This is a genomic window from Methanospirillum sp. (assembly GCF_035560735.1).
Classification (GTDB): Archaea; Halobacteriota; Methanomicrobia; order Methanomicrobiales; family Methanospirillaceae; genus Methanospirillum.
Map to the genome: position 1 here is coordinate 1 of NZ_DATMYY010000308.1, position 13,362 is coordinate 13,362.

The following is a 13,362-nucleotide window of genomic DNA, read 5'->3' on the forward strand; positions in this document are numbered from 1 at the left end:
TCATTTTTCCTTATTTAGGAGAGAGGTAATTACCTCTGCACATTCCTGGACTCCCTGGCTTGCAGGTGGAGAAAGAGTGGATGAATGCGATATCTCTGCAGGCTGAATGCCAATGATAAAGACATCTGCTCCGGTCTCTGATTTCAGATATTCCATGAGAATTTCAAGTGAGATCTTGTGGATGCTAATCCTGACCTTTGACACCTCTTCAGCCATGATTATCTTCATCTGCCCCGGTTCAGCTCCAAAATCCGCAGCATCAAGAAATACGATGACTGATGGGTTCAAACGCCTGATAACCCCGGTATATTCCTCAGGCGTAACTCCCACATCCACGGTATGAGATACATTAACACTCAAGAGATCGAGAAGAACAGGGCCAATTCCATCATCTCCGAGCATCCGATTTCCCACTCCGACAAATACTATCTGATCAGGATCAATATTGCCAATCAGGGAAGCAAGAGTTGATTGAAAACCGGATGGTGGAATCATTGAGAGATCAGGATTATGGGAGCTCTCATTATCCTCTCATCTCAAAGAGAACCTGTGCAATATACTGCAGGGTACCTGACACCAGATCAGGAAAAAGACCGATGATAATACATAGCCCTGCCATGGTTACAATCGGAATAATCATGTAGAGCGGTGGATCATGCAGTTCCCTCTTCAAATCATGGGGTGTGCCCAGGAATATCTGGTAAAACGCCCGCATCAGTGTGACAAAGATCACGATACTGGTGATCCAGCCAAATATGCTGATGATAGTGAAATGAAGTCCCAGGAGCGAGAAAACAACAGGGAATCCTGCATCTATGGACCCATCATAGATCAGTTCCTTGCTGATGAAACCGTTCAGAAACGGCACTCCGGACATGGCAAGCGATGCTACAAGAAATGATATGGCAGTTAGAGGCATTCCTTTTCCAAGTCCACCCATCTTTTTGATCTGGAGAGTATGCACCTGATACAGGAGCACACCTGAAATCAGGAAGAGACTCCCTTTGAAGAGCATATGGTTGAGGATGTGAAACAGTGAGCCGTATATTGCAACAGGGGTTGCCAGCCCAAACCCTACAACAATGTACCCGATCTGGCTGATACTGCTCCATGCGAGGAGACGCTTGATGTGGCAGGAGAAGAGTGCCATAACACCTCCGAGAACCATGTTCAGAGTTCCGAAAAAGGTAACAATGAACATCAGCATCTCACCGTTTGAGATCAGGAAGAAGGGGTACATCACCTTGACCATGGCAACAACGCTTGCTTTGATGAGTATGCCTGACATTGTTGCACTGATCGCTGCTGGAGCATCTGCATGGGCAGGGGGAAGCCAGATGCTTCCAAGGGGAAGCAGCCCTGCTTTTGTTCCAAACCCAAAGAGAAACAGGAGTGCAAGGAGGGTGATATCTCCTGACGATAACAGGGAGATATTCATGTACCTGAGATCCAGTGTTCCGGTACTGCTGTACAGGATGAATGCTCCGTAGATGACGAGGATAACCTCAAAGATGCTGATTGCGAGGTAGATGTAAGTGGCTTTGATCGCACGCTTTGTCCTGCCAAACAGGATGAGAACTGCACTCGTGACGGTCGCAGCCTCAAGGAGCACCAGCATCACCAGTACATTGTAGGTGCATGCCATACCGCACATCATTCCGGCAAGAACAAAGTAGAGGATAAAAAATGTGGAGTCAAAGTGGTTGTTTTTGCGATACAGGAATGAGTAAACGAGAACCATTGTTCCAAGGAAGGCCACAAGAGTTGAGATGAATATCCCGGGAGCATCAAGCACTATTGGACCCACTGCTGCTGGATCAATCTTCCCACTTTGTAATGCGATGAGGTAGAGAAGATTCATCACAAAGAGAAGAGCCATGAAACATACGATAAAACTCCGCTGAATTCTCTCAGAGAATCCAAGCAGCAGGTAGAGGAGAATACCCCCGAGAATCGGGAGCAGAACCGGGACAAGGGCATAATAATCTAACATCTCTTTCCTTCCATGTCAGAACATTCTCATCGCTTTCAGGATTCCATCAACGATTGCTTCCGGCTTTGGCGGGCACCCTGGAATCCTCACATCAACCGGGATTATCTTCTCCACAGGACCTGCAATAGAGTAATTCTCATTATCAACAAATACCCCGCCAGAGCATCCGCAGGCACCCATGGCAACCACTTTTTTAGGTGTTGGAGTCTGGGCATAGATCCGCTCTAGAAATGGTTTTGTGTGAAGGGGAACAGGACCCGTAACTAGCAAAATATCCGCAAATCTCGGAGATGCAACCAATTTTATCCCAAGCCGCTCAAGGTCATACCGGGGGGCGAAACTGGCAAGAATCTCAAGGTCACACCCATTGCAACCCCCGGCATGTGCATGATACACCCAGGGGGATTTCTTGAGGAAGGTGCCTGAAAGACTCATATAAACTTCCTCGGGTGGGTGTTCCATTTCACACTGAGTTTCTGCCTGCATGAAATGCATGCTGTCAGATACAACTCAAGATCCTTTCTGACAACCTCGGCTGTTTCAGGTTTCAGGTGGGCAAGCATCCTTTCTGCTATCACCTGCAATAATTTTTCTGTAACAGGCATCTCCTCACCGCAGAACCTGCACTTTTGCAGGGGAAGAACCGTATCAACCGTGACACTCTTATCCTCCAATCTATGAGAGAGACTTATGGCTTTTGCATATTGAACAGATGCAGACAGATCAAGATCATGATCATGCAGGCACTGCCTGCTCATGTCAGAAGTGGCAACATGCTCTATTGTCCCTGCTGCTCCACTCATATCCTTATCATGATGAACTGTTCCAAAATACAGATCTAATGCCCCTTCTGGACAGATATCTGCACATCGTGCACAAAAGATGCACCTGAGACTGTCGATTGATACAGTTCTCATACCATCATGGTCGGTGATGCTTGTTGCCCCGCTTGAGCACCGCTCATTGCATGCCCCGCATCCTGTACATCTGATTGCATCACGGCGGGGAAGTCCCCTGGACAGGTAAGCAATAAAACCGAATGACTCACGGACAGTAACTGGTTTATGAAACAGATTTGAGGCTAGTCCGCAAAAAGCCCGTATCTTTGTGGACAGTTTCATAGTACATACCTCCAGGCTGCTGCCCAGAATACCGCAATAACTGAAAGAACCAGTGGCACCCGAAGCATCCACCAGGTAGCCTGATCTATCCTGAACCTTCCAAACAGGGAATGAACCATAGCGATCATGACAGAGGTGAATCCTACACCAACTAAGAAAACCACCCAGGCGCCTACTCCTGATGATGGAACCCAAAGGAAAAGGTCAGCAAAAAGTGCGATCAGGACAAAGGCCATCATCTGCTTTGTAATCTCGATTATACCAAGCAATTTTCCGCTGTATTCAGTAGTCAGACCGCTCACAATCTCTGATTCTGCATCTGAAATGTCAAACGGTTTTATGTGCAGTTTTACGAGAATCGAAAGAAACACAACTATTGCTGCGAATGGATTGGTTATCAGGTTGAAACCCATCATGTCATTCACGGACAGGGAGTCGTATGATATGGCAAGAGCAAATGTCCCTAGAATAAAAGGAATCTCATTTGTGAGCATCAGTTCGATCTCCCTGACACCCCCAATTACCGCAAACAGGGACCCACTGGTGATTCCACCGACAATTACACAGAGAATCTCACCCATGAGCAGGTAAATCAGAACAACCAGGCCATATGAGTAGTCAAACGAGATCCCGGCAATAGGGACGAATAATGTTGCCAGCACTGCACACACAAGAGCCATAACCGGCCCTATGATGAATAGTGAACTAGCTTTCTCTGGAATAAAAGTGTCTTTTGAAAAGAGTTTGAGAATATCATAGAGCGGCTGAAAGATCTTTGTCCTGTTGATGTCACGCCAGGCCGGGGGAACCCTGATCACCGGACCTCTGCGTGACTGGATCCTGGCATTGATTTTTCTGAACAAAAAAGAGATGAGAATACCGATAAAAAGAGCTATGAATGGATTTATCCAGAATAACTCCGTCATGATCCTTTACCACCCTGCACTGAAGGTTTTACTGTGTTTACTGTTGTTACCCGGTCAGTGCATGAGAAACAGGGATCAACACTGCCGATGATCACTGGAACATCACCTATGACACTTCCCTTGATCAGGTTCAGCATGATCCTGACATTTGGAAAGGTGGGAACCCGCAGACGGACAAAGTCAGGGGTGTTTGTTCCGTTTGAAGCTACGTGATAAAGGAGTTCTCCCCTAGGTGGTTCAGTTCTTGAGAATCCTTCACCACATGGCAGTTCATTCACCTGGGTGACCAGTTCAGATGGGGCTGATCGTATCACATCGCAACACTGCTCACAGATATGAAGGGACATGAGAACTTCCCTCATTCTCACCTGCATCCGTGCATAACAGTCTCCCCCGTTTTCAGTAACAATATCCCAGTCCACCTCCTCGTACGCTGCATAGGGGAGGTTCTTCCTGATATCCACGTTAAGGCCACTCCCTCTTGCAATGGGACCAACTGCGCCGGATTTTCGGGCTACATCCGGGGTGAGAAAACCGGTTTTATGAAGCCTTCCTGTGAACACATCATTAGCAAGGCACTGCTCAAAGTATTCAGGGACTTCTTTCTTAAGATTCTGAAGTTTTGAGAGGATGACATCGGTGTGGACCGGGGTCACATCGTTTCTGATGCCCCCGTGGGTGATTATACCATGACTGATCCGCTGACCTGACATGATCTCTAGGCTGTCAAGAATATCTTCACGGATTCTTATGGCATGCATTAACATGGTTCGAAATCCGGTCAGATCGCCCATGAGACCGATTGCCAGGATGTGACTTTTCATCCGCTCCATCTCACCAAGAAGTGTCCGTACATATCTGGCTTTTTTGGGAACTGTGATATCTCCAATATCCTCTACACACTGGGCAAAGGTGAGAGAGTGATGAACATTACAAAACCCGCAGATTCGCTCTGCCAGGAAGAGATCCTTGTAATAATCACGTCGCTCCATGAGCTTGATGACACTGCGATGATTGAAGCCAAGTTTCAGATCTGCATCCTTGACGACCTCATCCTCAACTGACATCTTCAGGTAATTGCTCTCTATCAACGCAGGATGATATGGCCCGTACGGCACCACTGAAAGATGTTTGGTCAGGATATTATCAGAAGGCGGGTGAGCGATCGGGCTTGTATTTACTCTCTCACTTTGAGTATCCTCCTGATGATGGGTACTGGTATACATATCATCCCAGTTCAGTGGAAGCCAGAGATGCCTTGGATCCGGATGGTTCTTCACCTGAACACCCAAAAACTCAATCATCTCCCTCTCTGCCCAGTCTGCAAGGGGGGTGAGTGGTGTTACTGACTCTAGGATCGGTTTTTTCCTGTTGATATATGTCCGGAGAGCAAGATTCCGACTCGGAATCTCGTCATCAAAGGTAAAGTAATAATCAATCCTGATCCCCGGAACCCCCATATCAACTGCAGAGGCATACATCATCCGTGCCCCTTTGTTCAGATATGCAGACACTTCACTACTGACCTGCTCTGATTCGATCTCGGTAACATCGAGTGAGAGCTTCTTCTCACTCATCACGCACGCTCCCAAAAGGTGATTCTAACGTGTAGATTTCGTCCTGGTTGAGGTAGATCTCACTTGCGCCACAGTTGAAGTTCTCATCCACATTCCTGTATTCAGGAATGAGGGTCGGGATTATCACAGAGAAGAAAACATAAAACGAGACTAGCGAAGCTAACTCAGCAAACAGGAAGAGGAGGATTGGTGAGCCGTTCTGGTCAGGCAGAAATATGGCCCCAATTACACTAATCACAAGGACGATCATCGAGACGATGAAGTATGGTTTCATCTTCGGTCACTCTCCCATTTTGCGATGATCGAGTCAACCGGCGCTGTCCGCAGATACTTCATGCCAAACTCATCAGGACCAATACCCATGGAGAGTGCAAGGAGTTCGGCAAGGTGGATGATAGGGAGATCAAAATCATACCCAATCTCTTTCTTTAGAATCTGGACCGCCCTTTCAAACTGGTCATAGCATCCAGAACATACAATCACAAGGGCGTCAACATTAAGTGCTTTTATTGCGTCAAACTTTCTTTTTGCACGTTCATATGTTGCAAATTTCCTGTCTGCGAGATTTGCCTGCAGACCACAACACATCTGCTCTTCTTGATACGAGACTACTTCACTGACAAGAGAAGTTGTAAGCTCGGTAAAATACCTGACAAGTCGCCCATCCTCAAAGATCCTCATATGGCAGCCTGGATGAAGAGCCACCCTGATTGGAACCTTTTTTGTCTCCCGGCTGATTCGATCAACCCCTACCTCTTCATACAGGACTTCAAGAAGATGCCTGACCCTGATGGAAGCATTATAATGATTATTGGTTTTTGCCAGGTACTCGTTGGTCTCTTTTAACTTCTCAGGATTCTCTTTGAGGAGCTTGTTTGCCTCGTACAGGGTGACATAACAGCCATTACATGAGGCCATGACATCACGACCATCCCCTTCTGCCTGGAGAAGGTTATATGATGCGAGAGTAAGCCAGACCCGTTCATCAACAGATATCCATACCCCGGCTCTCGGACAGCAGGTTGCCTTTTTCAGGTACTCTAGGTCAACACCGAGTTTTGGCAATGTCTGCATGATAGCAGACTCAGCCCATGGCATCTTGATAGGCATGACACACCCTAAGAAAAACGAGTATCTGGATTTTCCAGCGGGTTTGCTGCCTTGTAATGATTCCTGATGGTCCGCCATTTAGTATTGGTACTCCATGGTGTCGAGATCCAGTCCAATCTTTTTATCAACCTTCATGGCCTTGATCAGGGTCTGGATATCCTGAACGGCTTCAGGATACCCGTGAGCCGTGGGTGGAATCGGGCTGAGCCCTGATTTACGCCTGTACTCCATGATCTCTTCATTGATGGGATAGAGAAGGCCGGTAGAGAAGTGCCTTATCAGCTGTGTCTTCACCGTCGTTGGAACAGGCACCTTGACCGGCCGCCGCCAAGGAAAAATATCACTCATTCTCTTTTTCCTCCTTTAATTACCGGTTCTCCTCACGGGATACCAGTTGAATGGCTTTAGCTGAACAGACTTTGATACAACTCGGATCTCCACCACAAAGATCACACTTGGTCATCGCCTTAAGGCCCCTCTGCATCTGTGGCACTGATATCGGACATGCCCAGGTACATGACTTGCATCCGATACACCGCATCTTGTCAACAGTTACAATCCCGGTTTGTTGATCTTTGGATATTGCGCTTGCAGGACAGGATGCAAGGCACATGGGATCTGAACAGTGATGACAGTGGATTCTGACAAACTCATGATCAGGGCCACGAATCACCCTGCAAAGTGAGAGATCATAATTGTACGTATTAAAATTCCTAAACGAACAGGCAGTCATACACTGTCTACATCCGGTACACCGATCAGGATTGTGGAGAATTATCTTGGTATTCATTGGAGCGGGATCGAGATCCGGTGTTGTTAATTGAACACTCTCCATAACAATCAGAATTACTGGAGCAAAGTTCTGAATCAATATACCTGTCTGTTGATCAGAAGTGATTGATCATCTGATTACAAGTATATAACTTCTTTCAGTATTGGGTCAGAGAAGACAAAACTGTTTTCATTCGTAATTTCTCACAGAGGACCCTGATTCACATAGTGAACAGTTTTTTAAAAAAGATTTAGATGTAGAGTGCTGCAAGAACCAGGGAGGTTGTTGCAAGCAGCTTTACCAGCACGTGAAGGGATGGACCTGCGGTATCCTTGAATGGATCTCCGACAGTGTCTCCAACAATTGCTGCCTTGTGGGCTTCGGTTCCTTTTCCACCATATGCACCACTTTCAATGTACTTCTTCACGTTATCCCAGGCTCCTCCACCATTGTTGAGGACCAGAGCCATCAGCAGACCGGTGATAGTTCCAACCATTAGGAATGCAGCCATTGCTTCATACTTGAGGAGGACACCAATACAGATTGGGAAGAGAACTGCCAGCAGGCCGGGAAGAATCATGTTCTTGAGGGCACCGCGGGTAGTGATATCCACACACCGGGCATAGTCCGGCTTATCAATTCCTTCGAGAATTTTCTTCTCTTTAAACTGCCTGCGGACTTCTTCAATTACGTACTGTGCCGTCAGTGAAACACCGCGGATTGCAAATGAGGCAAAGAGGAAGACCAGCATGGCACCAAGGAGCCCACCAACAAATACATCTACCTTTGCCATGTTGACTACAGAGAATACATGACCGGTCAGTGTTGAGACTTCGGTCATATAGGCGCTGAAGAGCAGGAATGCAGAGAGAGCTGCACTACCGACCGCGTATCCCTTGGTCAGAGCCTTGGTGGTGTTTCCTGCGGAGTCGAGCTTTGCGACATTGCGCTGAGCATTTTCTGAGGATTCACTCATCTCGACAATACCGCCGGCATTGTCAACGATGGGGCCGAATGTATCCATGGCCAGGATGTATGCACAGGGTGCAAGCATACCCATTGTGGCAATAGCAGTTCCATAAAGACCACCAGACTGAACACCTGACATCTCACCTAATCTGAATGAGATGATCAGAGCCAGGCCGATAGATATTGAGGCTAATGCGGTTGTTTCAAAGGCAACATTCATACCAGAGATGATATTCATCGCCGGTCCACCGGTTGAAGCCTTTGCGATCTCCTGAACAGGCCTGAAGCGGTGATCTGTGTAATAGAGAGTAATATTCAGGAAGACAATGGACAGAGCAAGCCCAACCAGTCCTGCATAGAAGAACCAGATATTGTTCAGCAGATACATCACAGCGAAATAGAAGAATATCGCTGAAACGATAGCAGTAATATAATATCCCTTGTTCAGAGCATGCATCGGATCTTCATGCTGGGCATCTTTCTCAGTGACTGAGAAGATACCAATAATAGTTGCAATAAGACCGAGTGCTCCGATGATGAGCGGGAAGAGAATTCCTGACATCCCAAATACCGGGAACAGGGCAACACCAAGGATCATTGCACCGATGTTCTCTGCAGAGGTTGACTCAAAGAGGTCAGCACCACGGCCTGCACAGTCACCAACATTGTCGCCGACAAGGTCAGCAATAACTGCCGGATTCCGTGGGTCATCCTCAGGAATTCCTGCTTCAAACTTACCAACGAGATCTGCACCGACATCAGCTGCCTTGGTGTATATTCCACCACCAAGCTGGGCGAAGAGTGCAATGAAGGATGCACCAAACCCGAACCCTACGATGAGGAACGGGGTTTCCTGTGGATTTGCACCAAAGAGGGTGAAAATGACAGAGATACCAATCAGTGAGAGAGCAATGATTGTAAGCCCTGAAACTGCCCCACCGCGAAGTGCCACTACGAGTGACCGGGCCGGATTTTTCTCAGCTGCTGCTGCAGATACCAGGTTTGTTCTCACAGAGGTGAACATCCCGATAATTCCGGAAAGTGCACTCAGAAACGCACCCAGGATAAATGATGCAGCAGTGTGCCATGCCTGATCCGGTTTCCCTACAAGAGTGAAAACCACAAAAATTATGACTGCTACAATGATTGCAATAATTGCAATAGTCGTGTACTGTCGCTTCACGAAGGCGTGTGCACCTTCTCTGATAGCAGCAGCGACCTCCTGCATCTTGACGCTGCCTTTATCAGCAGACTTGATCTGGCGGACAAAGAAGGCTGCCACACCAAGAGCAAGAACTGCGATCACAAAAATAAAAGGGATGATCAACATAGTTCATACTCAAGTCATTATAGTTCGTTATAAATTCTGCCCATGCAGAATTACCTGGTTACGCCCAGTACAGGCTTTTTTTCAGCAAAGTAGGCTTGACCGTTCGATTTAATATTTCTGGGCACGCGGATAGATCTCTTCAATTATATCCTTTCCCCTGCGCTAAGAGAGACGGGCGTCACATCTACACGAATTACATCTATCAAAAACGTTCTGTTTATTCAACACAATCGCGGATTTATGCAGCCGTAATGTTTGAATCATCAAAAATTTACACTTCAAAGTAATCGCGCCAAAAATATAGAAATTCAGATGTATGGACTGATCTTCATCTCAAAGAAACCATACGAGAATGAGTATGACCTCAAGCCTGGCTGATTCTTCAAATACTGATATTTTGGAGGAAAAATGGAGTGCTAAATTCGGCTAGGATCCGGATTTCAGGAATCTATTAATAATCTCACGGTGCATCCCCTTCAGATACATATGACAACAGAAGAGATGCTCAAAGAGACAGCAGGGCAACTCCATGAGATCATTAACGCTAAAAATGTCATGGGTGATGCGGTTGATCTCGGCAACCGGATGATCATCCCGGTGACCAAGTTCGGAATCGGGTTTGGTGCCGGAGGGGGATTTGGTGACAAAGGAGACACCAGCGCAGGAGGCGCAGGAGGAGGCATTGAACCCGTGGCTATTATCATTACTGACAAAACCATCAGCGGTGTTGAGGGAATTCAGATTGTTTCACTGAAAAACAATAATCCAATTGCCCAGGTGATTACCTCACTTAGTGAGACCCTCGTTCCGCAGGTGATTGATTTCATTAAAAAGAAGGATACAGCCGGGAAACCTTCACAGCAGGAGTCAGAACCTTCAACATAGCGCTATGTTAGACCTGATTTTCAGTTTTTTCCTGACGGCAACCCTTCTCTTTTTTTTTGGTGGTGTATCTCTTCTGATCTACTGCACACCAGTTATCATCACATTCAGCGGTGTTTGGAGAGAGAACACGAAAGCAGGATCAGCCTGTATCAGATGGGGACCTGGAACTATCTGCATAAATCCGGGCTATAACGGGCTGCAGGCAGTATTCAAAATCAAAAGAACTGAACTCTATCAGGTGCCGTTGCAAAGGCCATCGGGTGGTGACGAAGTCCAGGCAGAGATACCCACATCCTCTGAAGAAAAAGAGTCTGAACAGGATCTTCGAAGAATGATACCATTCATATCTCTGATAAAAAAAATCATTCCACTCATATTCGCCCATATCAGAATAGAGAGGATAACCGGATCAGTCAGGTTCGGGGCCGGAGATCCGGTATCAACAGGCCTGGTGTACGGTTATTACCAAGCTCTTGCACCAGTCTGTATGTTCTTCTGTTCAGCTGTCTTAATCCCGGTCTTTGATCAACTGACATTCGAAGCTGATCTCACCGGTGGATTCAGGATAGTATACCCTGTAGGGCTGATTGTCAGATCATTACGGAGATTACTCCCCGATATCCTTCCTTTTTTAACATCCGGGTACCTGTGTTCATGGTAGGTGGAACCAGTGCCTGAACATCTTCTCTTCTTCACCACACCGGCAAAAAGTGGAGAGAGGAAGATCTACTCACTTGTCAGGGTTTCTGCCCATTTGTTTATGGAAAGTTGGTGGATCTCTTCAGAGCCTGTCGCCCTTATCATTGAAGAGAACGGAGTATGGCACTTTTCACCGCTTGAAGATGGGATTTCTGATGATATCCTGCTTCGTGCAGAGCCTGTTTAAAAAGAATGGTTGTTCAGAAAATCAGTTAATCCCTTGAATATACAGCCTGAGTGCTTGTATTATTCGGGACAACAATCACTGATGAAGTGGTATTGATCATCATACCGCTCGGGAACGGACTCATCGCAATGGTGGGTCCGGTGATACTGATCACCCCTTCCCGGTACCAGTCATTATTTGACGGGGTGCTGTCAGTTACTGCTCTTGATGGATCCACATCCATGAGAATTCCATACTCTCCTGGAGGTGTTGTAGTCGGAATGGTCACCGATCTGGTTGTTGTTGCCTGACCCCCAGCCGGAATTGATTCAATATCCCAGGTCCCAAGAAGCAGCGGCTCCGAGAACTTCATGCTCCGGTTAGTGAGATAAAAGTCAACCGAAAATCTTCCTGCATCAGCACCACCGTTGTTACCTACCGCCGCAATCAGCCTGATAGTCTCGCCAGGAGCGGCCTGACGTGGGGTGATTACTCCAAGGCCCACCAGGTCTGCAGGTTTTCCTGAAGGCCGGGTTGAATCCGAGATCCTGATGGTCTTTCCAGACGAGGTCTTTTTGTCTGATCCCATGACCTCGCGAACAAATGTGTATACTCCGTCTGCAAGGTTCATCGGGAGCATATAGGTATTTGCACTCGAATATTCACCTTCGGCAGAAATCGGAGAGAGGTCAGTAGTTCCAATCTGCACAGGGGTTGCATTCTGTTCTGACTCATTCACCAGATAATACGTAACCTTCTCAGATCCTGATGAACTGTCACCTTTGTTCTTTAGAACCTCGATAATCGTAACTGATCCACCGGGATATCCGGAATCAGTCACGATAAGTCCTTCAGTCGAGACGTTTACGGCTCCTGTCGCAAATCCGGTAATAACCAGGAGCAGACCCAGCACTACCACCGCAGCACATCCGACACCAGTACCCATACGTCAAGATTGGTGACGGGCGGATATAACCTTTCCAGAGTTTTAACCCATTTGTAAACAAACATCCCTCTGAGTTACATGTATACACTGGTCCTCATACGCCATGGTGAGAGCCTGTGGAACCGGGAAAACCGGTTTACCGGCTGGAAAGATATCGATCTCTCCCCTCAGGGATTGAAAGAGGCCCACTCAGCTGGGCAGCTGCTGAAAGAGAAAGGATACACCTTCGATATTGCCTGGACATCTGTCCTGAAACGGGCTATCAGGACGCTCTGGACCATCCAGGACGAGATGGATCTTATGTGGATACCGGTTGTCAGATCCTGGCGCCTCAACGAACGCCATTATGGGGCACTCACAGGTCTTGACAAGGCAGAAACTGCAGCCCAATACGGGGAAGAACAGGTTCATATCTGGCGTCGCAGTTATGACATCAGACCACCGGCATTTGCACCCGGTGATAAAACAAATCCAGGATATGACAGAAGGTATGGAGATCTCTCCCGTGAACAGGTACCCCTGACTGAGTGCCTGAAGGATACTGTTGCACGGTTTCTCCCACTCTGGGAAGCAGACATTGCACCCTCGATAAAGTCCGGAAAGCGGGTACTCATCGCAGCTCACGGCAACAGTCTGCGGGCACTCATCAAACACCTTGACCAGGTTTCTGACGATGAGATCACCGGTCTAAATGTGCCAACCGGAATACCTCTCATATATGAGCTTGATTCAGATCTGAAACCATTGAGGAACTACTACCTCGGTGATGAAAATGCAGTAAAGGCAGCAATGGATGCTGTTAAAAATCAGGGAAAAGCAAAGTAATTCGGGTTGAATGTCATTTTTAAAGGTGTCAGGACCCTAATGA

At 47.2% G+C, this 13,362-nt stretch carries 16 protein-coding genes; 4 read left to right on the forward strand and 12 right to left on the reverse strand.

The window, feature by feature from the left end; translation table 11 throughout:
- The 11 genes from VN429_RS08935 to VN429_RS08985 form a co-directional block, all read right to left on the reverse strand.
- Positions 1–495: a hydrogenase 3 maturation endopeptidase HyCI gene (locus VN429_RS08935; protein ID WP_325632312.1), complete on the reverse strand. Its 495-nt coding sequence runs from the start codon at positions 493–495 to the stop codon at positions 1–3.
- Between the two features lie 28 nt (positions 496–523).
- Positions 524–1,993 carry a complex I subunit 5 family protein gene (locus VN429_RS08940; RefSeq protein ID WP_325632314.1) on the reverse strand — a complete coding sequence of 490 codons (1,470 nt, stop codon included), beginning with the start codon at positions 1,991–1,993 and terminating at the stop codon, positions 524–526.
- 15 nt (positions 1,994–2,008) lie between these two features.
- Positions 2,009–2,428: an NADH-quinone oxidoreductase subunit B family protein gene (locus VN429_RS08945; RefSeq protein ID WP_109968763.1), complete on the reverse strand. Its 420-nt coding sequence runs from the start codon at positions 2,426–2,428 to the stop codon at positions 2,009–2,011.
- Positions 2,425–3,114, reverse strand: a complete 690-nt coding sequence (locus VN429_RS08950) for a 4Fe-4S dicluster domain-containing protein (RefSeq protein ID WP_325632318.1) — start codon at positions 3,112–3,114, stop codon at positions 2,425–2,427. Before VN429_RS08950 ends, VN429_RS08945 begins: the two co-directional genes overlap by 4 nt.
- Entirely contained in the window at positions 3,111–4,040 is a 930-nt protein-coding gene (locus VN429_RS08955; RefSeq protein WP_325632320.1) for a respiratory chain complex I subunit 1 family protein, read from the reverse strand. Before VN429_RS08955 ends, VN429_RS08950 begins: the two co-directional genes overlap by 4 nt.
- Positions 4,037–5,617: an NADH-quinone oxidoreductase subunit D-related protein gene (locus VN429_RS08960; RefSeq protein WP_325632322.1), complete on the reverse strand. Its 1,581-nt coding sequence runs from the start codon at positions 5,615–5,617 to the stop codon at positions 4,037–4,039. Before VN429_RS08960 ends, VN429_RS08955 begins: the two co-directional genes overlap by 4 nt.
- Positions 5,610–5,891 (reverse strand): hypothetical protein, encoded by a 282-nt coding sequence (locus VN429_RS08965; protein WP_325632324.1) that lies wholly within the window; start codon positions 5,889–5,891, stop codon positions 5,610–5,612. Before VN429_RS08965 ends, VN429_RS08960 begins: the two co-directional genes overlap by 8 nt.
- Positions 5,888–6,805, reverse strand: coding sequence for a CoB--CoM heterodisulfide reductase iron-sulfur subunit B family protein (locus tag VN429_RS08970; protein WP_325632327.1), 918 nt, complete (start codon positions 6,803–6,805; stop codon positions 5,888–5,890). The genes VN429_RS08965 and VN429_RS08970 overlap by 4 nt, the downstream gene beginning before the upstream one ends.
- Positions 6,806–7,075: a hdrC-like protein gene (locus tag VN429_RS08975; RefSeq protein ID WP_109968758.1), complete on the reverse strand. Its 270-nt coding sequence runs from the start codon at positions 7,073–7,075 to the stop codon at positions 6,806–6,808.
- Between the two features lie 19 nt (positions 7,076–7,094).
- A complete protein-coding gene (locus tag VN429_RS08980; RefSeq protein WP_325632331.1) occupies positions 7,095–7,598 on the reverse strand; it encodes a 4Fe-4S dicluster domain-containing protein in 504 nt (167 codons plus the stop codon).
- A 151-nt stretch (positions 7,599–7,749) separates the two neighbouring features.
- A complete protein-coding gene (locus tag VN429_RS08985; RefSeq protein WP_325632333.1) occupies positions 7,750–9,798 on the reverse strand; it encodes a sodium-translocating pyrophosphatase in 2,049 nt (682 codons plus the stop codon).
- A gap of 486 nt (positions 9,799–10,284) precedes the next feature.
- Here VN429_RS08985 and VN429_RS08990 point away from each other — a divergent pair, with 486 nt between their 5' ends.
- Genes VN429_RS08990 through VN429_RS09000 form a run of 3 tightly spaced genes read left to right on the forward strand, consistent with a single transcriptional unit; the run spans position 10,285 to position 11,569 of the window.
- On the forward strand, positions 10,285–10,683 hold the full coding sequence (locus tag VN429_RS08990; RefSeq protein ID WP_325632335.1) for a GerW family sporulation protein: 399 nt from the start codon (positions 10,285–10,287) through the stop codon (positions 10,681–10,683).
- Positions 10,684–10,687: 4 nt separating this feature from the next.
- The gene (locus VN429_RS08995; protein WP_325632338.1) at positions 10,688–11,344 is read left to right on the forward strand and encodes a hypothetical protein; all 657 of its coding nucleotides are present in this window, start codon (positions 10,688–10,690) and stop codon (positions 11,342–11,344) included.
- A 9-nt stretch (positions 11,345–11,353) separates the two neighbouring features.
- Positions 11,354–11,569: a hypothetical protein gene (locus VN429_RS09000; protein WP_325632340.1), complete on the forward strand. Its 216-nt coding sequence runs from the start codon at positions 11,354–11,356 to the stop codon at positions 11,567–11,569.
- Positions 11,570–11,594: 25 nt separating this feature from the next.
- Here the strand turns inward: VN429_RS09000 and VN429_RS09005 are convergent, their stop codons facing one another.
- Positions 11,595–12,494: a CARDB domain-containing protein gene (locus VN429_RS09005; RefSeq protein WP_325632342.1), complete on the reverse strand. Its 900-nt coding sequence runs from the start codon at positions 12,492–12,494 to the stop codon at positions 11,595–11,597.
- A 78-nt stretch (positions 12,495–12,572) separates the two neighbouring features.
- Here VN429_RS09005 and gpmA point away from each other — a divergent pair, with 78 nt between their 5' ends.
- Complete coding sequence (gene gpmA / locus VN429_RS09010) at positions 12,573–13,319, forward strand: 2,3-diphosphoglycerate-dependent phosphoglycerate mutase (protein ID WP_325632344.1); 747 nt, start codon at positions 12,573–12,575, stop codon at positions 13,317–13,319.
- Positions 13,320–13,362 lie beyond the last annotated feature (43 nt).

Excerpts from the sequence above, each read along its gene's own strand:
- VN429_RS08935 (WP_325632312.1), bottom strand. The coding sequence starts at position 495 with ATGATTCCACCATCCGGTTTTCAATCAACTCTTGCTTCCCTGATTGGC.
- VN429_RS08940 (WP_325632314.1), bottom strand. The coding sequence starts at position 1,993 with ATGTTAGATTATTATGCCCTTGTCCCGGTTCTGCTCCCGATTCTCGGG.
- VN429_RS08945 (WP_109968763.1), bottom strand. The coding sequence starts at position 2,428 with ATGAGTCTTTCAGGCACCTTCCTCAAGAAATCCCCCTGGGTGTATCAT.
- VN429_RS08950 (WP_325632318.1), bottom strand. The coding sequence starts at position 3,114 with ATGAAACTGTCCACAAAGATACGGGCTTTTTGCGGACTAGCCTCAAAT.
- VN429_RS08955 (WP_325632320.1), bottom strand. The coding sequence starts at position 4,040 with ATGACGGAGTTATTCTGGATAAATCCATTCATAGCTCTTTTTATCGGT.
- VN429_RS08960 (WP_325632322.1), bottom strand. The coding sequence starts at position 5,617 with ATGAGTGAGAAGAAGCTCTCACTCGATGTTACCGAGATCGAATCAGAG.
- VN429_RS08965 (WP_325632324.1), bottom strand. The coding sequence starts at position 5,891 with ATGAAACCATACTTCATCGTCTCGATGATCGTCCTTGTGATTAGTGTA.
- VN429_RS08970 (WP_325632327.1), bottom strand. The coding sequence starts at position 6,805 with ATGGCGGACCATCAGGAATCATTACAAGGCAGCAAACCCGCTGGAAAA.
- VN429_RS08975 (WP_109968758.1), bottom strand. The coding sequence starts at position 7,075 with ATGAGTGATATTTTTCCTTGGCGGCGGCCGGTCAAGGTGCCTGTTCCA.
- VN429_RS08985 (WP_325632333.1), bottom strand. The coding sequence starts at position 9,798 with ATGTTGATCATCCCTTTTATTTTTGTGATCGCAGTTCTTGCTCTTGGT.
- VN429_RS08990 (WP_325632335.1), top strand. The coding sequence starts at position 10,285 with ATGACAACAGAAGAGATGCTCAAAGAGACAGCAGGGCAACTCCATGAG.
- VN429_RS08995 (WP_325632338.1), top strand. The coding sequence starts at position 10,688 with ATGTTAGACCTGATTTTCAGTTTTTTCCTGACGGCAACCCTTCTCTTT.
- VN429_RS09005 (WP_325632342.1), bottom strand. The coding sequence starts at position 12,494 with ATGGGTACTGGTGTCGGATGTGCTGCGGTGGTAGTGCTGGGTCTGCTC.
- gpmA (WP_325632344.1), top strand. The coding sequence starts at position 12,573 with ATGTATACACTGGTCCTCATACGCCATGGTGAGAGCCTGTGGAACCGG.